This window comes from Brevibacterium sp. S111 (assembly GCF_004745075.1).
In the GTDB taxonomy this organism is placed as follows: Bacteria; Actinomycetota; Actinomycetes; order Actinomycetales; family Brevibacteriaceae; genus Brevibacterium.
Map to the genome: position 1 here is coordinate 24,552 of NZ_RHFH01000014.1, position 21,961 is coordinate 46,512.

Below are 21,961 nucleotides of genomic sequence, written 5' to 3' on the forward strand. Positions count from 1 at the left end.
ACTCTTCTACCACTCGATTTCGGTCATGGCGGTGTTGAGGCCGGAGCCGACACCCATGCACAGGATGCGGTCGCCGGGGTGGAGGTTCGCGGCCTCACGGGCCAGTGTGATGGGCAGGGAGGCGGGGCCGACGTTTCCCAGTTCCGGGTAGGACACGGGGATCCGGTCGGGGTCGAGGTTCGCGGCCTTCGTGATCGAGTTCGTGTGCACATCGGAGACCTGGTGCATGACGTAGCGATCCATCTCCCGCCAGTCCCAGCCGGCCTCGTAGGCTTCCTCCCAGGCAGCCACGACGAGTTCCATCCCGCCGGAGAGCAGCCCTTTGGTGTCGGTGAACATGCCGTTGTGGTCGCCGACGCACAATGCGTGATGCTCGGTGGCGGCACGAGTGATCCCGCCGAGGACGCGATGGCCCTCCGGATGTTTGTCGGCCGGTCCGAGGACGGCGGCCGCGGCACCGGAGCCCAGGGTCAGGGACGCGAATTCGTTGAGGTATTCCTCGCGGGTGATCTCCGGGCGGTTGAGGCGGCGCAGCGTCGCCTCCTGCACGCGGGAGGCGTCTTCGCCGGCGACGACGAGGGCGTATTCGATCTGGCCCGCGTCGATCATGTTCGCGGCCAGGGTCATGCCGTTGACGAAGCCGAGGCAGGCGTTGGCGATGTCGAAGTTCATCGCTTGTGGGCCGAGGCCGATGCCGGCGTGGACGCCGACGGCCACAGACGGCTCCAGATGTTCGCGGGTGACCGAGGTGTTGACCATGAGGCCGATGGCTTCGGCCGGGACATCCGCGTCGACGAGGGCCTTCTTCCCGGCGGCGATCGCGCCGTCGGCGAACTGGTGGGGTTCGTCCCAGTTCCGTCGTGCGTAGACGCCGGCGACCCGCTGGAGGAGGCCCTGCGGAAGGTTGAGAGAGGACAGGGTATCGGCGAGGCGCTCGTCGAATTCCTCAGAGGTCACTTCGTTCGGGGCCAGCGTCTCGGTCAGGCCGAGCAGGGCCACGTTCGAGTGCCGAAATGTTGCGTTGCCGTTCGCCAATTGAGGTACTCATCCCTTTTCGGGTCGTTCGTCGGTGTCGATCTGGACCGCAGAGACGCGCGCGTGGCGCGACACGACGGGGGGAATTCCTGGACTATCTTACCGCTCAGTTTCTGAGATGTTCATCAGCGCGTGAACCAGGTGAAACCGTCGTAGAGCATTCCAGTGGCGGCGAGGACGGCGATGATCGCAAGAACAATCGAGGTCACAGTGTGTGAGACCTTCGATGTCTGGAAGCGCACGGCGCGTGAATAGGACATCGGCCGGTCGGTGACGAAATGCCCGAACTGGGCGAAGATCCGCCAGTCCATGACGTCGACGAGCGACTTCGCCGCGAGGGTGAAGACGATGATGCAGCCGATGCCCATGAACAGCAGGAACACGAAGCCTAAGAACCCGAAGTCCTTGAAGAAGGTGACGACCCGGTCGCCGATGGCGACGGCGAAGGCGGAGAAGCCTTCGCTGAACGGCAGCGCTTCGAAGGAGTCGGTGATCGTGCCGAGACTGACATTGTCGCGTTCGGTCCGCACGGAGCCGATGTACATGAAGATCGAGGCGGCGAGTGCCACGATGAGGTTGATGATCGAGATCGTCGCATTGTCCGGCCAGAAGTCGAGGTTCTTCAGCGTGTAGGTCGCTGACAGTGCCACACAGATGATGGCTCCGGTGAGCGCGCCGATGGTCGCCGGCAACAGGAGGTTGTTGAAGAATACGAACGCGACGACGGCGATGAGCGCGGCCCCGAAGATGTAGGTGAACACGGCGAGGGTGTCACCGTTCGCGGCCGTGGCGGCCCGCCGGTTCGCTTCGACCATCTGCCCCGAGTACTGGATGTTGCTCGCAAGCTCGGACTTCGCGGCCCGCGGCAGGTCGGCATCCCGGGCGTCGTCATAGCCATTGCCGTAGCCGTCGCCGTAGCCGTGGGCGCTGTTGGGCAGCACACGGGTCGCGTCATCGCCGCTCCACGGGCGGGTGGGCAGGTTGTCGCCGCCCTGGCCGTAGCCACCTGGGGTGCCCGGTCGACCTGACTGGGGCCGTGGCTGCCATCGTCCGAGCTTCGCACCGATCATGTAGATGACGAAGACGACGAGAGCTGCGAGGACTCCGATGGAGATTCCGGCGCCGAGCTCGTTCATAAGGGTGACTTCCTGGGAATGGACAACGGTGGTCGTCCTGTCAGTGTATGGACTCTTGACGCTTCGAGCACGTTCTGCCGGTGGACGAATAGGGGCCGGAGTCGGGCAGAGGAGACCTCGACTGGGCAATCGGCGGTTCCTGGGTAGGCTGGGAGCAGGACTCGGACCCTCAGGTCTGCCGGCCCTGCCCACCGACGTTCGAAGGAGACACGCGATGACCAACGCCCAGGCTTTCACCTCCGAGGCCCTGCCCCTGGACGAGCAGGTCGTCCTCGTCACCGGAGCCGGGCGCGGCCTGGGTTCGGCGATCGCGAAGGCCTTCGCGATCGAGGGGGCCGCCCTCGTCATCAACTACCGGTACTCGGCAGAGACCGCTGAGGAACTCGCCGAGGCGGTCCGTGCCCGCGGCGGACGTGCCGAGGCCATCGCGGCTGATGTCACCGATTCGCGTGCCGTCGACGCGATGTTCCGCACCGCGGCCGCGGAGTTCGGTGCGCCGGTGTCCACGGTGGTCAACAATGCGCTCGCGGACTTCTCCTTCAACGGAGATGAGCGCCAGCCTGCCGATGAGATCGACTACTCGGATTTCGCCGACCAGTTCCGCGGTTCTGTGGAGGGTGCGGTCAACACGGTCCAGGCCGCGATGTCCGGTTTTCGGCATATCGGGTCCGGGCGAGTCATCAACATCGGGACGAACCTGTTCCAGGACCCGGTCGTTCCCTATCACGACTACACGGCGGGCAAAGCGGCTCTGCTGTCGCTGACGAGGACGTTTGCCAAGGACCTCGGTCCGGCCGGGGTGCGGGTGAACATGGTCTCCGGAGGGCTGCTTCGCACCACCGACGCCTCTTCGGCGACGCCGGAGGAGGTCTTCGATCAGATCGCCGCCGCCAGCGCTCTGCGGCGGGTGACCACTCCGGAGGACTTCGCCTCGGCGGTGGTGTTCTTCGCCTCGCCGGCCTCCCGCGCGGTGACGGGGCAGAATCTCATCGTCGACAACGGCCTCGTCATGGTCTGAACCTGACGACGTCTCACATCGAACGATGGGGCCCCGGGCCGGATGACCCGGGGCCCTCGTGTCTGGGCCGCTGTTGCTGAGACGACTCGGGTGGTGGGTCTCAGACCTGTTCGAGGAAGGTCAGGGCCCGCTCGTAGAGCAGCTCGGCGTTGGTCTCCCGGTGGTCCGCGGTCGTCGGGTCGCTGAACAGATGCGAATCACCGGGGTAGAGGAAGTATTCGGCTTGAGCTCCGGCTCGAGTCGCCGACTCGAGGAGGGTCTCGATCGTGCCGGGGCTGCGCCACGAGTCGTCGACGGAGAAATGGGCTTGGACCGGCACCTGCTCCTGCCAGCGGGTCGGCTTCGGGAAGCCGCCGCCGTGGAAGAGCATGGCCCCGCGTGCACGCGGATCGTTCTTGCCCATCTGCTGAGCGAGTGCGGCTCCCAGCGAGAACCCGCCGAAGACGATCTCATCGCCGAGGTCGACGCAGGCGTCCTTCGCTCGGTCCACGAGCGTGGAGAATCCGACTTCCTGGGAGAACGCGACGCCCTCCTCGGCGTCGGTGAAGGTCTTGCCTGCGTAGACGTCGGGCGTGTGGACGGCGTGGCCGGCCAGGATGAACCGTTCGGCGAATGCATCCATGCCGGATGTGCGACCGAGTGCCGAGTGGAACAGGACGAGCGTGGTCATAGAGTCTCCTCTCGGCCGGTCAGCGGCTGTGACCGTGGGGGATGGTGAAGGTGTCGGCGCGTGCGGTCGCCCAGTCGTCGGCCCATTCCGTGGGAGGATCCTCGAGGAGCTCGCCGGGTTTGAGCCAGTCGTAGAGGCGGGCATAGGACCAGGAGTCGGAGGCGGAGACGTTGCGGCGCAGCATGGTCGGCTCCAACTCGTCCGGGCCGGAGGCACCCATCGATGCCATGAGGCGCACCGCCTCGGCGACGACCCCATCGTGGTAGTTGCGTACGCGTTCGGCCTTGGTGGGTACGTCGATGGCGCGCGCTCGCCGCGGATCCTGTGTGGCCACGCCGACCGGGCATCTGCCGGTGTGGCAGACCTGCGCCTGGATGCAGCCGATGGCCATCATCATCGCGCGTGCGGAGTTCGTGAAGTCCGCACCCTGGATGAGACGTTTGACGATGTCGGTGCCGGTGGCGATCTTCCCCGAGGCGCCGATCTTGATCTTCGTGCGCAGACCGGCACCGACGAGCGCGTTGTGCACGATCATCAGCCCCTGCGTCAGCGGCAGTCCCACATTGTCCTCGAATTCCAACGGTGCCGCACCGGTGCCGCCTTCGGAACCGTCGACGATGATGAAGTCCGGCAGGATCTCGGTCTCGACCATGGCCTTGACGATCGAGAGGAATTCCGTGCGCGATCCGATGCAGAGTTTGAATCCGGCGGGCTTCCCGCCCGAGAGTGTGCGCATCCTCTGGATGAATTCAAGCAGCTCGATCGGGGTCGAGAACTCACTGTGTCCGGGCGGGCTGATGCAGGTCTTGCCGACGGGGATGCCGCGGATCGCCGCGATCTCCTCGGTGACCTTCCGTCCGGGAAGCACACCGCCGATGCCCGGTTTCGCTCCCTGCGAGAGTTTGAGCGAGACCATCTTCACCTGCGGGTCCTTCGACTTCTCGGCGAAGATCTCCGGGTCGAACTTCCCGTCGGGGGTGCGGGTGCCGAAGTAGGCGGTGCCGAGCTCCCAGATGAGGTCGCCGCCGTGTTCGCGGTGGTACGGCGAGATCGACCCCTCGCCGGTGTCGTGAGCGAACCCGCCGAGGGCCGCTCCCTTGTTCAGGGCCCGTACGGCGTTGTTGCTCAGCGAGCCGAAGCTCATCGCCGAGACGTTGAGCAGTGAGATGTCATAGGGCTGGGTGCAGTCCTCGCCGCCGATGTGCACGCGGGGCGGACGCGGCGGGTTGGGGATCGGCATGGCCGAGTGCATGAGCGCCTCATAGCCGGTCCGGTTGACGTCGCGTTCGGTGCCGAAGGCGTGCTCGGAGTGCGTGCCCTTGGAGCGTTCGTAGATGGTGGTGCGGGTGTCGCGGTTGAACGGCCGACCGTCCCAGTTGCGTTCGATGAAGTACTGCTGGATCTCCGGCCGGATCGATTCCAGCAGGAATCGGGCATGTCCGGCGATGGGGTAGTTGCGCAGGATCGAATGCTTCTTCTGAGTCAGATCCCATGCGGCGAGGGCGCCGAGTCCGATCGCCGAGGCGGTCGCCGCCAGCCCGGCGACCTGCTTGCCTGCCGACTCGCCGCTGACCAACCGGACAATGGGGAATTGCCGTTTCATTGTGCCTCCTTGAACTGTCCTGGCTTCGAGCCTAGACCCAGGAGACTGAGTTTTCAGGAAAGGCTGACCTGAGAAGATTCAGAGCAGTCCGGCAAACAGCGATCCGACGAGCGCATCGAGCTGCAGCGAATAGGCGACGATGATCGTCAGCCCGGTGGCGATCCACGCGATCTCCTTGCTGTGGTCGAAACCGCGCAGCGGTGCCCGACCGTACCGGAGGCCGCCGGCCAAGACGATGACGAGATCGATGATCCACCAGATCCCCAACCCGCCGAGGCTGAGCGCCTTGAGCACGCCCGTTGAGTACCGACCGGTGTAGAACCGGTCCAGTCCGAGGAAGCCGAAGAGCAGAGACAGCAGCCAGGTGAGGACGAACGACCGGTTGCCGGAATCGTCGGCAGCCTCGTCGATGCCGACCGGAGCCAGCGGAGGGAGGGGAGTGGCGGGAGAGATCGCGGGAATCTCGGTGGTCGCGGACATCGCTGTGGACTCCCATCCTGTGCTCGCCGGTGCCGGGTCCGATGCTGTCGACGCCGGGGACCCGACGTCGTCGAAGGTATGGCTCCAGCCTAGGGAACCGAGCGGCGCCTCGGCGATGGGGTTATCCCCCTTTGCGGACTGGGCCGCTGACCGGAAGCGTTTGGGGTCGCGGTCCCCGCAGGCATAGCGTTGGTCTCATGAGCACAGGTGAGCCGAGTCCGACGAGCACTCGGCGAACCGTCGTCGCGGTCTTCCTGGCCGGAGTCTCCGTCTTCCTCGTCCTCTACGAGACCCAGGGGCTGCTGCCGGCCATCCGCGAGGCCTACGGCATCGACGGACCGACGGCGAGTCTGACGGTCTCGGCGACGAACGTGGCGATGGCCGTCTTCCTCATCCCGTTCTCGATGCTCGCTCCGCGCATCGGCCATGCCCGTCAGATCGGCGCAGGCGTGATCGTCGCAGCGATCCTCGCCCTCGTCCTGCCGTTCACACCGACTCCCGAGCTGCTCATCGCCGTCCGCTTCCTCCAGGGGCTGGCGATCGCCTCGGTGCCGGCAACGGCGATGGCCTACCTCTCCCTGCGGCTGCCGTCTGCGGCCCTGCCCGGTGCGATCGGGGTCTACATCGCCGGCAACACGATCGGCGGACTGTGTTCGCGACTGCTCACCGGTCTGGCCTCCGAACTGCTCGGCTGGCACGGCGGGCTCGCCTTCACCGCCGCGATCTCCCTGATCTTCGGCCTCATCGTCGTCTGGCTGCTGCGCCACGACCTCTTCGCAACCGCCCGGAGCAGGGCCGTCCTCGACACCGAGTCGACCGTCGACGAGGCGGCCGACCCCGACCCTGCACCCACCGCTGACGACCCCGTACCCACGACTGAGGGCGACGGTGCCCCGCGGCCGCCTCGGCGAGTGATCCCGCTCAGCGGGGGACTGTGGCGGATCTACCTCACCGGTTTCCTGTGCATGATCGTCTTCGGCGGGTCGTTCACGATGCTCGGCACCCGGCTGCAGCAGGACCCGTGGCGGCTGAGCGAGGGCGCGGTCGCCCTGTTCTTCCTCATCTACCTCGTCGGCACCGTCGTCACCACGTACTACGGCCGCCTGGCCACGAAGTTCCCACGCCAGCACATCACTCTGGCCGGGATGCTCATCGCGCTCGCCGGGGCCGGGGCCACCCTCGTCGACTCGCTCGCGAGCATCATCATCGGCATGTCGCTGCTCACCGCCGGCTTCTTCCTCGGGCACACCGGCGCCTCGGCAGCGGCCAGTGCGGCCCGGCCCGGAGTGGACTCGACCCGTTCGGCGGCCATCTACCTCACCGTCTACTACCTCGGTACGAGTCTCGGAGCATGGCTGTCGGCGGTCCTCTTCGTCGACTTCGCCTGGCCCGGCGTCGTCGCGATGTGCGCGGCCTCCCTCATCGCGGTCCTGGTCTTGACGCTGACCGGAGCTCCGATAGGGTTCAAGAAACGCCGCTGATCGGTCGTTCAGGGCCGCCGGAATCCCCGCCGGGCCCACGGCGACCGGCCGGTGCCATGCCGATGCCGGACCGATGAGTGCCGGCCCTGCCTTCGAAAGGTCCTCCCATGCTCGAGACCACGCATTCGACCGTTGTCTGCTCGATCGCCGACGGCGTCGCCCACGTCGAGATCGACCGCGCCGAGAAGCTCAATTCGCTCACCCGTGAGGTCTTCGAAGACCTCGTCGAGGTGGGACTGGCGCTGCGAGACTCCGCCGAGGTCAAGGCCGTGGTCCTGTCCGGTCGGGGACGCGCGTTCAGCGCTGGCCTCGACTTCACCGAACTCACCCGGATCGCCGAGGAGGGGACCGCGACCCGTTCGACCGCCGAGGAGGAATCCGACAGCCGGGCCGAGGGCACGGGCTCCGGGTCCTCCGCCGTCCACATCGGCGAACGCCTCGGCTCCGCCCGGGCGCTGGCGCAGAAGGCCGTGCACATCTGGTCGCTCGTCGAGGTGCCCGTCATCGCCGCGGTCCGCGGACCTGCTCTCGGCGGCGGCCTGCAAATCGCCCTCGGTGCGGACATCCGGGTGGCCGGGCCCGATGCGAAGCTCTCGCTCATGGAACTCAATTGGGGCATCATCCCCGATATGTGCGGCACCCAGCTGCTGCCACGACTCGTCGGCCCCGGTCAGGCGAAGAAGCTCATCGCCACCGCGGACACGATCGGTGCCGAGGAGGCCCTGCGCATCGGCCTCGTCGAAGAACTCGTCGACGACCCGATCGCCCGCGCCCGAGAATTGGCCGCACAGATCGCCGGACAGTCACGCTCAGCGCTCGTGTGGGCGAAGCGCCTCGTCGACCTGTCCTATGATTCCGAACTCAGCGTCGGCCTCGACACCGAACAGGAGGCGCTGGCACAGCTGCTGGGCACCGAGGAGCAGAAACAGGTTGTGGCGACCCGGCTGGCGGCGATGAAGGCGCGCGCGAAACGCTGACCTCAGGACCCGCGGATCGAAGGGAACTCCGGGCGGACGGGATCGATGGTCCGCTCGGCTCCGAGCGCCTCGACGACGGAGGCGAAGGACGAGAGCTGCCGCAGCAGAACGAACGTCGGACGCATGAGCTTGAGCCGGCCCGCAGCCTCGTCGGCGAGGATGCCGCTGACCGAACGCCATTCGCTCGTGTGCGCCTCCGTCGTCTGGTGCTGGGCAGCGTCGAGCTCCGGGGCGGCGATCGTATAGAAATAGGTATCGAACCGTTTGGGGCGGCCCAGCGGGGTCACCCAGTTGGCCCAGGGGACGAGCCCGGCCGGATCGAGCACAGCACCGGTCTCCTCTTCGACCTCACGCACCGCGGCGGCGAGCAGGACCCGCCACCCCTCAGCCTCCTCGGCGATGGTCGAGCGTGACCAGGCGGACGTGTGCACGATCGGGTCGGCGACCGTGATCGTCGAGGCGGTCTGCGCATCGATCGGGTCGACGCGGCCGCCGGGGAAGACGACGACACCGGCGGCGAAGTCCATCGTCGAGACCCGGTGCTGAATGAAGACTTCGAGACCCTCGGCGCCGTCGCGGAGCATGAGTACGCTCACGGCGGGCCTGACGGGCACCGACTCCGCGTTGATGACGTCGGGGCCGCGGCTGGCGCTGTCGGCCACATCCGAACGGTCGGAGCCCTCAGGACTGATGTCTCGAATCACGGTCAGCACCTTCGCTTTCGCCACTTGTCATTGTCTTCCAGTATGCCCGCGCACCCTCGCCGAGGCGGAACCGGGGTCGCGGACGCCGGAGCCCTGCTCGGGTAGGACCGGGGCCGGGCGGCACAGTGCAACCGAGGGGCGCGGACGGATGATGTCCGTGGTCAGAGGGGATGTGCCGGTGTGGCCGCAGACTCGGCACGATACGATAGTGCACAATGCGAATTCCTCAACCTGAGGTGAAAGACCCCACCGGTGACGAACAAGGGCGGGGCTGAACAGGCGATATATGAGCAGTTTCGGGATCTATCCGCTCTTCAACATCAATTCGGCCTGGCCGAATTGGGTGATCATCACCCTTCTGCTGATCGATCTCCTCATCCGCATCATTGCGCTCGGATGGATTCCGCACAACCGCCGGCCCTCGGTGGCACTGGGCTGGCTGCTCGCGATCTTCCTCATCCCGTATGTCGGCGTCGCGGCGTTCCTGCTGCTCGGCTCGGCGAAGCTGCCGAAGCGGCGGCGGGACAAGCAGTCGCAGATGAATGCCCTCATCCGTGACCAGATCCGGAATCGGCCGATCCTCGGGCAGAAGGACCACATGCCCGAACCGCTGAGCACCGCAGCGCAGCTCAACTTCGACCTCGGTGCCCTGCCGATGACCCACGGCAACGACTTCGAGCTCCACGTCGACAATCACGCCTGCATGGAGGCGATGGCCGACGCCGTCGACGAAGCGACGCGATTCGTGCACTTCGAGTTCTACATCGTCGCCATCGACGACACGACGAGGCGGCTGCTCGATTCCCTGCTGGCCGCGCATGCGCGGGGGGTGCGGGTGCGCATCCTCATCGACCATGTCGGCTCGTTGGGGTATCCGGGGTATTCGGAGCTCGTCAAGAGGCTTGACTCCTCGGGCGTCAGCTGGCGTCGAGCCCTGCCGATTCGACCGTGGCGGGGCGAGTACCAGCGGCCCGATCTGCGCAATCACCGCAAGATCCTCGTCGTCGACGGGGATCTTGCGTTCACCGGTTCGCAGAACATCATCGACCGCTCCTACAACAAGGCGCGCAACCGGCGGAAGGGCTTCCGCTGGAAGGATCTCTCGCTCGAGTGCCGCGGCCCGGTCGTCGAAGAGCTCGATGCCGTGTTCATCACCGACTGGTATTCGGAGACCGACGAGATCGTCGACGAACCCGACAGCTTCGACCTCGATGCCCCCGACTCCGGCGGCATCCAGGCTCAGGTCGTGCCCTCGGGACCGGGATTCGAGGATGAGAACAATCTGCGACTGTTCAACCACCTCATCTACAACGCGAATCGCAGCGTCGTCGTGTGCTCACCGTATTTCGTGCCCGACGAGTCGCTGCTGCACGCACTGACCACCGAGGCGCGCTCGGGTGTCGAGGTGCGCCTCTACGTCGGTGAGACGAGCGACCACTGGCTGACCCACAAAGCGCAGCAGTCCTACTATGACGAACTCGTTCGGGCCGGGGTGCGGATCTTCATGTACCACGCGCCGACGGTGCTGCACTCGAAGTTCCTCATCATCGACGACGAAGTCTCGATCATCGGTTCCTCGAACATGGACGAACGGTCCTTTGCGATGAACCTCGAGGTCACGATGTTCATCGTCAATCGTGAGTTCACACAGCGCATGTACGAGCTCGAGGCCGAACGCTACGCCCCGAACTCCGTCGAACTCGACTCCGAGGAATGGGCGAGCCGGTCACTGCTGGAGAAGTACGTCGAGAACGTGGCCCGACTGACGAGCTCCCTGCTGTGAACGAAGCCGGCTACCGTGCCGCTGCTCAGTCGTCGTCGGCGACTCCGGCGGGGCCCTCGTCGTCGAGGTGACGCTCGGGATCGGCCACTGTGTCCTTGGCCTTCGGCGACGGCGTGTGCTTCGGCGAAGCGGTGGTGCTCTTCGCGGCGGTGTCCTGCGCGGACGAGCCGTCCTCGTCACCGTCGAATTCGGAGACGAGCGTGCTCGTCGACGCCACGGCATTGACCTTGTCGGCCGCGGTCTGGACGGCGTCGGCGACGGCCGGTGACTTCTCACGCAGCGACTGGTTGGCCCTGTCGACGGTGTCCTGGACTCGCGGATCGGTCCACAGATCCTGGGCCTGGGCCTTCAGCCGTTCATAGCTCTGGCGTCCGGTGCGCGATCCGAGAATGAATCCGACTCCGAGACCGGCCAGGAGAATCAATCTCTTCTTCATGGTCATGCTCCTCTTCGCAGTTTGCCGACACTGTCTGCCGCACTGCTGTGCGGCACAGATCCGAGCCTCTCGGTGATCAGCGCATGGGCGCTGTGTCCTGTCCCACCAGCTTATACCGTGCAGTGCCCGGTGGGGTATGGATTGCGCAGCCGATGCCCCGAGCGTCGAAGATCAGCCGACGGTGGGCTGCTGCTGAGTGATGCAGTGGATGCCGCCGCCGCGGGCGTAGAGTTCGCGGGCATCGACCCCGACGACCTTGCGACCCGGGTACACCCGCTCGAGCACAGCGGCCGCCTCGGCGTCCATCGGATCATCGAAGGTGCAGGCGATGACCCCGCCGTTGGTGACGAGATGATTGACATAGGAGTAGTCGACCCACCCCTCCTCGTCGCGCAGCACCTCGGGTGCGGGGATCGGCACCACTTCGAAGGGCACACCATCGGCGGTGGTCTCGGCGGAGAACTGTGCGATGAGCGCACGACTGAATTCGTAGTCCGGGTGCTTCGGATCGCGCTGATCGTGGACGAGGACGACGCCGGGACTGGGCATCGTGGCGACGATGTCGACGTGCCCGCGGGTGCCGAAGGTCTGGTTGTCGCGGTGCAGCCCGCGATCGAGCCAGATGACCTTCTTCGCCCCGATCGTGGCCGCGAATTCGGCCTCGACATCGGCTTCGGTCAGTCCCGGGTTCCGACCCGGGTCGAGCTGCACACTGCGGGTAGCCAGCACCGTGCCCTTCCCGTCGACGTGGAACCCACCGCCTTCGTTGCGCAGCGATGAGGACACCACCGGGGTGCCGGCCAGATCCGCGACGAACTCGCCGATGTGCTCGTCGTGATCCCAGCTCGCCCACTCCTGCGCGCCCCACCCGTTGAATACCCAGTCCACCGCGCGCAGCCGGCCCTCGTCGTCGACGACGAAGCTCGGCCCGATATCACGCATCCACGCATCGTCGAGTGCGGCGTTGACGATCGTGATCGGGTGCGTGATCCCCTCGCCGAGGTGGCGCCTGGCACGCTCGGTCTGTGCACTGGTCACGACCACCGTCACCGGGGTGAACTCGCTGGTGGCCCGGGCAACGGCGGCCCAGGTGGCGCGGGCGGCTTCGGCGTCGGCCTCCGTGTCGCCGAGAGCGTAGCCGGAGGATGGGAACGCCATCCAGACCCGGTCCTGGGCGGAGGTCTCCGCGGGCATGTGCAACGTCATCGTTCGTCCCTTCGCTGATGTCCGGTCGAGCACGGTCGGGCGGGCGACCCGGTCCTTCGGGGCTCCGCGCCGCAGCCGTGGAATCTGCCGCTTGGTCGTGATCGGCGATCGTACCGCTGATTCTAGCCAGATCGTCGCCGAGGCGGCCGACGGATACCGTTGCCCGCCCGGAACGGTATCCGCAGCTCTCCCGACCTGGCCTCCGCCGCTCTCCTGCCTCCGGTCCTGCCGCGCCTCGGCCTCTCCCGACAACCGGCGACCCCGTCGGGTGGGCCGGGCGACTCGGTCCGTATAGTCTGCCTGAGGACAGGAAAGTCGGTCGTGCCAAGGGAGGCAGCAGGTGGAAACAGCAGGAGTCCAAGAACCTTTCGGGCGGCAGGGGAGCGGACCTCTGGCCGGGACGGTCGTGGCGGACTTCTCCCGCGTCCTGGCCGGACCCTACGCGACGATGATGCTCGCCGATCTCGGGGCCACGGTCATCAAGGTCGAGGGCAGGACCGGCGATGATACGCGTCACTGGGCGCCGCCTCGGCGAGGGGACGATGCGACGTACTTCCTCACGGCGAACCGGAACAAGCACTCGGTCGTCCTCGATTTCAAGGATCCCGAGGATCTCGAATTCGCACAGCAGCTGGCCGCCGCCTCCGACGTCCTCGTCGAGAACTTCAAGGCCGGGGGGCTGGCGAAGTACGGACTCGACTACGAGACGGTGAGCGCGGTGAACCCGGGCATCGTCTACGCCTCGGTGACCGGTTTCGGTCGTGACAATCCGCTGCCGGGCTACGACCTGCTCATCCAAGGGCTGTCCGGGTTCATGTCGGTGACCGGCTCGGAGGAGTCGGGCCCGGTCAAGGCCGGTGTCGCTGTCGTCGACGTCATCACCGGACTCCATACGACGGTGGGCATCCTCGCCGCACTCGCCCACCGCAAGGACACCGGCATCGGCCAGCTGGTCGAGACGAACCTGCTGTCCTCGGCGCTGTCGGGCCTGGCGAACCAAACCTCGGCGTATGTCGCCGGCGGCGTCGTGCCGCAGGCGATGGGCAACCAGCATCCGAGTCTCTACCCGTACCAGCCGATGCCCACGGCCGAGGGGCAGATCATCATCGCCTGCGGCAACGACAACCAGTTCGCCCGCCTCGCCGAGGTGCTCGGCCACCCCGAATGGGCCAGCGACGAACGGTTCGCGAACTTCGCCGATCGCAACGTCCACCGCGAGGAACTCGAACCCGAACTCATCGCCGCACTCAGTGAGAAGACGAACCAGGAATGGTTCGACATCCTCACCGAGGCGGGGCTGCCCTGCGCGCCGATCAACTCGATCGCTCAGGGTGTGGACCTGGCATCGACGCTGGGACTTCAACCCGTCGCCGAGGCGGGCGAAGGGGATCGTGTCATCCCCACCGTGGCCAACCCGATCCGGTTGTCCGAGACCCCGGCCAGCTACGAATTGGCGCCGCCGACGCTCGGCGAGTCGACCGAGGCGGTCAAGGACTGGCTGCGTTCGCTGCAGTAGGCAGGCATCATCGGCGGCCGTGATCGGGCACGGACCGGGGAAAAGTCCCTTGCCGCTGAAGTACCCTAGTCACTGTGTGCTGTCACCGCGGATGTCTGGGCGCCGTCCCGACTCCCGGTGCCGCCGGAAGTGTTCGCTGAGAGATTCGGAACCGAGATGGACAACAAGCCGACCGAGGCAGCGCCTCGGCGACGATCGGCGGTGAAACGGACCCTGATGGTGATCGCGATGGTGATCACGGGATTCCACCTCTTCGCCAGCTTTCTGTGGATCGCCCCTGCTTCGACGATGCGGGAGGTGATTCCCGGCGATCTGCTCACGAAGTACATGATTCCGATGTGGGGGCAGTCATGGAGCGTGTTCGCGCCCGAGCCGATCAATGGTGACTACTACTTCGACGTGCGTGCGGTGATCAAGACGGACAGCGGCGAGGAGATCACCCAGTGGGTCAGGGCCACCGACGTCGAGCTCGACCACTCCACGTACAAGCTGTTCCCGCCGCGTTCGGCCGGACTCGGCATCGGTGTGGCCTCGGATATCAAGGGCTCCTGGGAGGATCTGCCCGATGACCAGAAGGCGATCGTCAAGCTCGACTACTTCAAGGGCGATGATTCGGTCGATCGACTGACGACGAAGCTCAAGGAATACGACGACCCGAAGAACACGATCCCGGACTACCTCGAGAGCGAGCACACGGCCACGGCCTATGCGACCCAGGTGGCGAAGGCGATCTGGGGCGATGATGTCCAACGCGTCCAATACCAGGCGGCCCGGCAGAACGTCGTGCCCTTCGCCGACCGCAACTCCAAGAGTGCCGAACGTCCGAAGATCCAGCCGGTTCCCGTGGGCTGGCGTGCACTCGTCGTCGAGGAGCATCAGTCCCAGCAGGAGTTCACGAAGTACTTCTGCTCCTCCGACAAAGTGAGGTGCGTCAGTGAACAGTGACGACACGACCCCGCACGAGGGGGACGACATGACATCGACGAGGAGCGGAACGGGCACCGCGACCGAGGTCGGGCACTCCGGTCCGGCCGCCTCGGCGAAGGGAGACGAAGAGTCGCAGGAGAGCATCGGCAGCGCCGGACTCGTCCCGTTGACGACCCTGGTGCGCGCAAAGCTCGCGCACGGCTGGAACTGGCTCGAGGAGATGCTCACCGGTCGCTATCACGCGACCTACGGGCTCGCGGTGACGCGGATCCTCATCGGGTTGACCGGGCTCGGACTCATCCTCACGAACTTCAATGCGCGGCACTACGCCTTCGGCGTGGGGGCTGCATGGAACGGTGAGATCGCCGAACCGAAGAGCGACTTCCCGAGCATCTGGCTCTTCTCCCTCTACCACCGGGCGGTGACGACGCCGCCGCTGTTCACCGCTCTGACGATCGGGCTGGCGCTGCTGGCCATCGTCATCATCCTCGGGTGGCGCACACGGATCGTCCTGCCCTTCTACCTCGTGCTGTGGGTGAGCTTCATCGAGCTCAACGACGGTGCCGGCGACCAGGGCGACAACGCCTACCGCATGTTCATGATCGCGCTCCTCTTCGCCGACACCACCCGGCGGTGGTCGCTCGATGCCAGGCGCCGGGCCCGGAATCCGGAGTTCCCGGAGTCCGACGGCGGGCCGTGGCGGTGGGCGCTCATCATGGCCAATAACCTCGCCATCGTCGTCCTCGCATTCCAGGTGTGCGCGATCTACATGTCCGGCGGCCTGTACAAGGCCGGCGGCACCGCTTGGCAGCACGGATTCGCCGTGTACAACCCGCTGCACACGCAGCAGTTCGGCACTTGGCCGGTGCTGTCGGATCTGATGACGGCGTGGGGGCCGATGGTCGTGGCGATCTCGTGGGGATCGATCCTCTTCCAGTGCGCTTTCCCGTTCATGCTGTTCAACCGCTACACCCGCATCGTCGCGCTGCTCGGCATCCTCTCCTTCCACCTCGGCATCGCGCTGCTCATGGGCCTGCCGTGGTTCTCGCTGACGATGATCGCCGTCGACGCGATCTTCATCCGCGACCGCAGCTTCGCCAAGGTCAGCGCCTATCTGCGGCACTGGTGGGCCTCCTCGGCGCCACGGGCCAACGGAGCGAAGGCTGCTGGGGCTGGCGGTGCGAAGGCTGGGGCGAAGGCCGCTGGAGCCAAGTCCTCCGAAGCCGGCGGTGCGAAGGCCAGCGGAGCGAAGGCAGCTGGGACGAAGGCCGCCGAAGCGAATGCTGCCGCGTCCTCGAAGTCGGGGTCCTCAGCCGGTAAGAAGTAGCACGTTCGCGGCCCTCTTTCGCTGCGCAGCCGACGGAGCAGACGCAGGGGCGTTTCACGTTCAGTGCGGCGGGTTTCACAAAAGGTGCATGGGCGCATCACTTTTGGTGCGAGTGCGCGTCACAAAAGGTGCGGTGCATCAGTTCCGAATCCTTTTGTGTTGCAGGGTGGTTCTCCCGACCGTTGTGTGGCAGGGAACGCCGTTGTGGAGCAGGGGGCGGCCGTGCCCGGCCGGTTCGGCTGCAGGGGCGGGCGCCCACGCACGCTGCGGCTGCAGGGGCGGCCCTGCCGACCGGTGCGGCTGCAGGGGCGGCACCCCCGACCGGTGGGTTGCAGGGTGGTTCTCTCCCGCACGCACGCAGGCTGCGGCTGTTACCGCTTGGGGCGCAGCTCCAGGCCCTTGGCCTCGGGATCCTCGGGCAGGTCGACCACGACGGTATCTCCGTCTTGGATGTCACCGGCCAGCAGAGCGCGGGCCAGCTTGTCGCCAATCTCGCGCTGGACCAACCTGCGCAGCGGACGGGCGCCGAATGCCGGGTCGTAGCCTTCGAGGGCCAACCAGTCCTCCGCGCCCTGAGTGACCTCGAGGGAGATCCGACGGTCGCCGAGCCGCTTGGACATGTGTTCGATCTGCAGATCGACGATCGAGGCGAGCTCGGACTGGCCGAGGGCATCGAAGAGCACGATGTCGTCAAGCCGGTTGAGGAACTCGGGCTTGAACGTCGCATGCACGACGTCGAGGACCTTGCTGCGCTGCTCCTCATTCGACAGCGAGTTGTCGACGAGGAACTGCGAACCGAGGTTCGAGGTCAGGATGAGAATCGTGTTCCGGAAATCGACCGTGCGTCCCTGACCATCGGTGAGCCGACCGTCGTCGAGGACCTGCAGCAGGATGTCGAAGACGGAGGGGTGCGCCTTCTCGACCTCGTCGAGCAGGACCACGGAGTACGGGCGACGGCGGACCGCCTCGGTGAGTTGGCCGCCCTCGTCGTAGCCGACGTAGCCCGGAGGAGCTCCGACGAGGCGGGACACGGTGTGCTTCTCACCGTATTCGCTCATATCGATCCTGATCAGAGCCTTCTCATCGTCGAAGAGGAAGTCCGCCAGCGACTTCGCCAGTTCCGTCTTGCCCACACCGGTGGGTCCGAGGAACAGGAACGAACCGGTCGGACGATCCGGGTCGGCGACACCGGCCCTCGAACGGCGGATGGCATCGGAGACCGCGGCCACGGCATCCTTCTGCCCGATGAGACGCTGACCGAGGACGTTCTCCGCCCCGAGCAGCTTCTCGATCTCGCCCTGGAGCAGGCGTCCGGCGGGGATGCCCGTCCAGGAGGAGACCACCTCGGCGATGTCATTGCCTGAGACCTTGTCGGAGACCATCGGGTCCGAGTTCTGCCCGGCTTCGGCTTCCGCTTCGGCGGCTTCGGCCTCGGCGATCTCCTTCTGCACAGCGGGAATCTCCCCGTAGAGCAGACGAGACGCGGTCTCGAGGTCCGTGTCGCGCTGAGCCTTGTCGGCAGCGGAGCGCAGTTCGTCGAGCTTCGTCTTCAGCTCACCGACCCGGTTGAGGCCGGCCCGCTGGGATTCCCAGGTCGCTTCGAGTCCGCGCAGCTCCTCCTCCTTGTCGGCGAGATCGGCGCGCAGGGCGTTGAGCCGTTCGACGGACGCGGAGTCGGTCTCCTTCGACAGGGCCATGTCCTCCATCTTCAGGCGGTCGACGGCGCGCCGGAGCTCATCGATCTCGACGGGAGCCGAGTCGATCTCCATCCGCAGCCGGGATGCCGCCTCGTCGAGGAGGTCGATGGCCTTGTCCGGCAGTCGCCGACCGGTGATGTACCGGTTCGACATCGTTGCCGCGGCGACCAGGGCGCCGTCGTTGATCGAGACCTTGTGGTGGGCTTCGTAGCGCTCCTTGAGTCCGCGGAGGATCGCAATCGTGTCCTCGACACTGGGCTCGCCGACGAAGACCTGCTGGAACCTCCGCTCGAGGGCGGGGTCCTTCTCGATGTTCTCGCGGTACTCATCGAGCGTCGTGGCGCCGATCATCCGCAGCTCACCGCGGGCGAGCATCGGTTTGAGCATATTGCCCGCATCCATCGAGGAATCCCCGCCGGCCCCGGCACCGACGATCGTGTGGAGTTCGTCGATGAAGGTGATGATCCGCCCGTCGGCGTTCTTGATCTCCTCGAGCACGGCCTTGAACCGCTCCTCGAACTCGCCGCGGTACTTCGCGCCGGCGACCATCGCGGAGAGGTCGAGGCTGATGAGCGTCTTGTCGCGCAGCGACTCGGGCACGTCTCCGGCCACGATCCGCTGGGCCAGGCCCTCGACGACGGACGTTTTGCCGACGCCGGGCTCACCGATGAGGACGGGGTTGTTCTTCGTCCTGCGGGAGAGCACCTGAACGACGCGACGCACTTCCTTGTCGCGGCCGATCACCGGATCGAGTTTGCCCTCGCGGGCGACGGCGGTGAGATCGATGCCGAACTTCTCCAGCGACTGCATGGTCTCCTCGGGGTTCTCCGAGGTGACCTTTTTGCCGGCGCGCAGTTCGGGCAGAGCTGCGAGCAGCGCGTCCCGGCCGGCACCATTGGAGCGCAGGGCATCGCCGGTGCCGTCCTGGCCGGCAGCGGCGGCGAGCAGCAGGTGCTCGGTGGAGACGAACTGATCGCCGAGTGCGGTCATCTCCTCCTGCGCGAGATTCATCATCTCGAGCCCGGTCCGAGACAGGCTCGGCTGGCTGACTGAAGAACCGCTGACCGTGGGGAAGCCGCCGATCACGGCTTCGATGGCGGTGAGCACTCGCCGCGGGTCGGCGCCGACCTTGGTCAGCAGGGTGGCCGCGAGAGAATCGGGCTGGGACAGGAGGGCGGCGACGAGGTGCGCCGGTTCGACCTGGTTGTTGTGCCGGGCGACGACGTCGTTGACCGCAGTCTGCAGCGCCTCCCGGGATTTGGTTGTCATCTGTGCGTCCATGCGCAACTCCTTCGTGAAATCGTGTGCTGATCACAGCTCTCGAATGGGACAACACCAACAAAGTTGAGTCTATTCCACTCAACCTTGGATTTCAGCCGAGAATCTCGCCGAGGCGGCCCGCCGTCCCGTATCGCCGACACCAACGCGTCCGGCTCAGTTCGCGAGCACGGACTGGAGGTCGAAGCGGCGCAGGACCTTGTCAGCGATCTCCGGATCCGTGCCGCGTTCACGTCGGGCGGCGAGCACCTCGGCGCGGGCGGTCTGCATCGCCCTCTTCTGCACCTGCAGCATCTGCTCACGGTGTTCCTTGAACGCGGTCACCTGCTCGGAGTTCGCCTGGTCATCGGTGGTTCCGCTGAGCTGGTCGTGGAGGAGCTTGAACCTGGCCCGCAGCGGTTCGACCACCTCGTCGGGCAGGCTGTCGTCGTTCCTGATCTCGCGCATCGCCGCCTTGTAGGCGCGCATCGCGATCGCCTTCGTGGCCTGATGCTCCTTCTCCGCCTCGTCGTCGATGCCCAGGCCCGCCACCGCCGCGGGGAAGGTCAGTCCCGCCAGAACGAGGGTGACGAGCAGGACGATGGCCGCAGCGACGACGATGTAGGACCGGCCCGGAAACGGCATCCCGGATTGCGTGGTCGCGGGAATCGACAGGGCCAGAGCCACCGTGGCCAGACCGCGCATCCCGCCCCAGGTCATCAGGGTGGCATCGCGGACGTTCAGCGGAGCGGCATCGGGGTCGACCTCCCGGCGCTTGCGCTCGATGAGAGTGCCCAGGAGCAGCCAGATGAAGCGGACGGCGATGACGATGACGGCGATGAGCCCGCCGATGAGCAGCGCCCGCCCGAGATCGGCATGCTCGGATTCGATGATGAGACGCAGATCGAGTCCGATGAGGCCGAAGGCGATGCCGGTGATGAGCATCTCGAGGACCTGCCAGGTCGAGTTCTGGGTGACGCGTGCCGCGGAGTTGCCTTCCGTGTCGCGGCGACGGACCTCGAGTGCGGCGACGACGACGGCGATGACGCCGCTGGCGTGGAGGTGCTCGGCGACGAGGTAGACGCCGAAGGGCAGGACGAGCATCAGTGAGGAACGGGCGACCGTGTGGTCGATCTTCTCCATCACCCACCACGCCGCGAACGACAGGACCAGACCGACGGCGACCGCGACGGTGGCGGAGACGATGAACGACACAGCCAGATCTGCGTAGTCGACCTCGGTGCCGGCCAGCACCGCGGCCATCGCGGTCTGGAAGATGACCAGCGACGCCGCGTCGTTGAACAGTCCCTCGCTCTGCAGGGTCGACATGATGCGGCGCGGAATCGACACGGTGCCGGCGACCGCGTCGACGGCGACGGGGTCCGGTGGGGCGAGCATCGCGCCGAGGGCGATGGCCGCGGCGATCGTGATGCCGGGGATGAGGAGGACGGCGGAGCCTGCGACGGCGGCCACGGTCACCCCGACCAGGGCGACGGACATGCCGAGGATCGTGCGCCACCGGATCGCGAACAGTGCCCACGACGTCTTCTGCGCCGCGGCGAAGAGCAGGGGCGGCAGGAACAGGGGGAGCACGAGTTCGGGGTCGATGCCCACCTCGGCGAAGGTGGGGATGAAGGCACCGGCGATGCCGATGAGGACCATGAGCGCCGGCCACGGAAGTCTGAGTCTCTGCCCCAATCCGACCACCACCGAGGTAGCTGCTCCGAATCCGATGATCATCAGCAAAGTGGTCATGATGGTCCCTCTCGACTCCGCTGGACCCGCACCGGGAAGGCCGCGCGGACGGGGATGAGCGAAAACGGTCGACCAGATTCCGCGCTGCGAGCCTGACCTTTGGCAGAATATGGCTATGTCCGAGTCAATTGTATTCGCGCCGCTCGACGACGGAGTCGCGTCCGTGACGATCAACCGGTCGGCCACACGCAACGCTTTGTCCCTCGAGGTGATGGAAGCCCTCATCGACACCCTCGCCGAGGTGGGCCGCCGCACCGATGTGCGCGCAGTCATCGTCGGCTCCGCCGGTCACGTCTTCAGCTCCGGTCATGATCTCAAGGAGATCCGTGGGGCGGATCTTGAAGCGCAGCAGGAGATCTTCGACGCCTGTTCTCGTCTCATGCAGCTCATCCAGACCATTCCGCAGCCGGTCATCGCACAGGTTCAAGGGGTGGCGACGGCGGCCGGATGCCAGCTCGTGGCCGCCTGCGACCTGGCGGTCGCCGCGGAGTCGGCACGGTTTGCGACTCCGGGAGTGAAGATCGGCCTGTTCTGTTCGACGCCGATGGTCGCCCTCTCCCGCGCGGTGCCGGCGAAGCAGGCGATGCGAATGCTGCTGACCGGTGATTTCGTCTCCGCCGAGGATGCGCTGGCCTTCGGTCTCGTCTCCGACGTCGTCGCCGATGACGACCTCGAGACCGCCACGGCGGATCTCGCTCGGAAAGTGGCGTCCGCCTCGTCGGCTACAGTTGCCATAGGCAAGGCCGCGTTCTACGAGCAGCGTGAACTGCCTGTGGCCGAGGCGTATGCGCGGATGTCACAGGTGATGGCACACAATGCTGTCGGCACCGATGCTCAGGAAGGGATCGACGCCTTCCTGAGCAAGCGCGAGCCGCGGTGGCAGCACCGCGGATGAGCGCCCGCGATGTCGCGAGAACTTCGACAGTGTCAGGATGTGCCGCAGTGAGGCACGG

Annotated in this window: 18 protein-coding genes; 8 read left to right on the forward strand and 10 right to left on the reverse strand. The window is 66.3% G+C overall.

The genetic code is table 11. The features are described from left to right. Window positions 1–6 precede the first annotated feature (6 nt). Complete coding sequence (locus tag EB836_RS14820) at window positions 7–1,035, reverse strand: 3-oxoacyl-ACP synthase III (RefSeq protein WP_135541752.1); 1,029 nt, start codon at window positions 1,033–1,035, stop codon at window positions 7–9. A 125-nt stretch (window positions 1,036–1,160) separates the two neighbouring features. Continuing rightward, window positions 1,161–2,171 carry a hypothetical protein gene (locus EB836_RS14825; RefSeq protein ID WP_135541754.1) on the reverse strand — a complete coding sequence of 337 codons (1,011 nt, stop codon included), beginning with the start codon at window positions 2,169–2,171 and terminating at the stop codon, window positions 1,161–1,163. 214 nt (window positions 2,172–2,385) lie between these two features. On the opposite strand from EB836_RS14825, the gene EB836_RS14830 reads away from it, so the two are divergent. After that, complete coding sequence (locus tag EB836_RS14830) at window positions 2,386–3,189, forward strand: 3-oxoacyl-ACP reductase (protein ID WP_205683382.1); 804 nt, start codon at window positions 2,386–2,388, stop codon at window positions 3,187–3,189. A gap of 100 nt (window positions 3,190–3,289) precedes the next feature. Here EB836_RS14830 and EB836_RS14835 read toward each other — a convergent pair whose 3' ends face one another. The 3 genes from EB836_RS14835 to EB836_RS14845 form a co-directional block, all read right to left on the reverse strand. Continuing rightward, entirely contained in the window at window positions 3,290–3,859 is a 570-nt protein-coding gene (locus tag EB836_RS14835; RefSeq protein WP_135541756.1) for a dienelactone hydrolase family protein, read from the reverse strand. 19 nt (window positions 3,860–3,878) lie between these two features. After that, a complete protein-coding gene (locus EB836_RS14840) occupies window positions 3,879–5,462 on the reverse strand; it encodes an FMN-binding glutamate synthase family protein (RefSeq protein WP_135541758.1) in 1,584 nt (527 codons plus the stop codon). Between the two features lie 78 nt (window positions 5,463–5,540). Continuing rightward, window positions 5,541–5,942, reverse strand: a complete 402-nt coding sequence (locus EB836_RS14845) for a TM2 domain-containing protein (protein WP_135541760.1) — start codon at window positions 5,940–5,942, stop codon at window positions 5,541–5,543. Between the two features lie 197 nt (window positions 5,943–6,139). Here EB836_RS14845 and EB836_RS14850 point away from each other — a divergent pair, with 197 nt between their 5' ends. Together EB836_RS14850 and EB836_RS14855 are read left to right on the forward strand one after the other, a co-directional pair. Beyond that, a complete protein-coding gene (locus EB836_RS14850) occupies window positions 6,140–7,423 on the forward strand; it encodes an MFS transporter (protein WP_135541762.1) in 1,284 nt (427 codons plus the stop codon). 107 nt (window positions 7,424–7,530) lie between these two features. Next, window positions 7,531–8,400 carry an enoyl-CoA hydratase-related protein gene (locus tag EB836_RS14855; RefSeq protein WP_135541764.1) on the forward strand — a complete coding sequence of 290 codons (870 nt, stop codon included), beginning with the start codon at window positions 7,531–7,533 and terminating at the stop codon, window positions 8,398–8,400. 2 nt (window positions 8,401–8,402) lie between these two features. On the opposite strand, the gene EB836_RS14860 is transcribed toward EB836_RS14855, so the two are convergent. Continuing rightward, on the reverse strand, window positions 8,403–9,104 hold the full coding sequence (locus tag EB836_RS14860; RefSeq protein ID WP_135541766.1) for an NUDIX hydrolase: 702 nt from the start codon (window positions 9,102–9,104) through the stop codon (window positions 8,403–8,405). Between the two features lie 286 nt (window positions 9,105–9,390). On the opposite strand from EB836_RS14860, the gene cls reads away from it, so the two are divergent. Beyond that, the gene (cls, locus tag EB836_RS14865; protein WP_135541768.1) at window positions 9,391–10,887 is read left to right on the forward strand and encodes a cardiolipin synthase; all 1,497 of its coding nucleotides are present in this window, start codon (window positions 9,391–9,393) and stop codon (window positions 10,885–10,887) included. Window positions 10,888–10,912: 25 nt separating this feature from the next. On the opposite strand, the gene EB836_RS14870 is transcribed toward cls, so the two are convergent. Then, entirely contained in the window at window positions 10,913–11,323 is a 411-nt protein-coding gene (locus tag EB836_RS14870) for a hypothetical protein (RefSeq protein ID WP_135541770.1), read from the reverse strand. 171 nt (window positions 11,324–11,494) lie between these two features. After that, window positions 11,495–12,529 carry an agmatine deiminase family protein gene (locus EB836_RS14875; RefSeq protein WP_135541772.1) on the reverse strand — a complete coding sequence of 345 codons (1,035 nt, stop codon included), beginning with the start codon at window positions 12,527–12,529 and terminating at the stop codon, window positions 11,495–11,497. A gap of 340 nt (window positions 12,530–12,869) precedes the next feature. On the opposite strand from EB836_RS14875, the gene EB836_RS14880 reads away from it, so the two are divergent. The 3 genes from EB836_RS14880 to EB836_RS14890 all read left to right on the forward strand — a co-directional run bounded on the left by EB836_RS14880 (window position 12,870) and on the right by EB836_RS14890 (window position 16,299). After that, entirely contained in the window at window positions 12,870–14,045 is a 1,176-nt protein-coding gene (locus EB836_RS14880; protein WP_135541773.1) for a CoA transferase, read from the forward strand. Between the two features lie 156 nt (window positions 14,046–14,201). Continuing rightward, window positions 14,202–14,990: a DUF5819 family protein gene (locus tag EB836_RS14885; protein ID WP_135541775.1), complete on the forward strand. Its 789-nt coding sequence runs from the start codon at window positions 14,202–14,204 to the stop codon at window positions 14,988–14,990. After that, window positions 14,980–16,299 carry an HTTM domain-containing protein gene (locus EB836_RS14890; RefSeq protein ID WP_240690030.1) on the forward strand — a complete coding sequence of 440 codons (1,320 nt, stop codon included), beginning with the start codon at window positions 14,980–14,982 and terminating at the stop codon, window positions 16,297–16,299. The genes EB836_RS14885 and EB836_RS14890 overlap by 11 nt, the downstream gene beginning before the upstream one ends. 371 nt (window positions 16,300–16,670) lie before the next feature. On the opposite strand, the gene clpB is transcribed toward EB836_RS14890, so the two are convergent. Then, on the reverse strand, window positions 16,671–19,277 hold the full coding sequence (gene clpB, locus EB836_RS14895; protein ID WP_135541777.1) for an ATP-dependent chaperone ClpB: 2,607 nt from the start codon (window positions 19,275–19,277) through the stop codon (window positions 16,671–16,673). Window positions 19,278–19,430: 153 nt separating this feature from the next. Continuing rightward, the gene (locus tag EB836_RS14900) at window positions 19,431–21,008 is read right to left on the reverse strand and encodes a Na+/H+ antiporter (protein ID WP_135541779.1); all 1,578 of its coding nucleotides are present in this window, start codon (window positions 21,006–21,008) and stop codon (window positions 19,431–19,433) included. A gap of 115 nt (window positions 21,009–21,123) precedes the next feature. Here EB836_RS14900 and EB836_RS14905 point away from each other — a divergent pair, with 115 nt between their 5' ends. Continuing rightward, on the forward strand, window positions 21,124–21,903 hold the full coding sequence (locus EB836_RS14905) for an enoyl-CoA hydratase (protein ID WP_135541781.1): 780 nt from the start codon (window positions 21,124–21,126) through the stop codon (window positions 21,901–21,903). The last annotated feature ends 58 nt before the right edge of the window (window positions 21,904–21,961 follow it).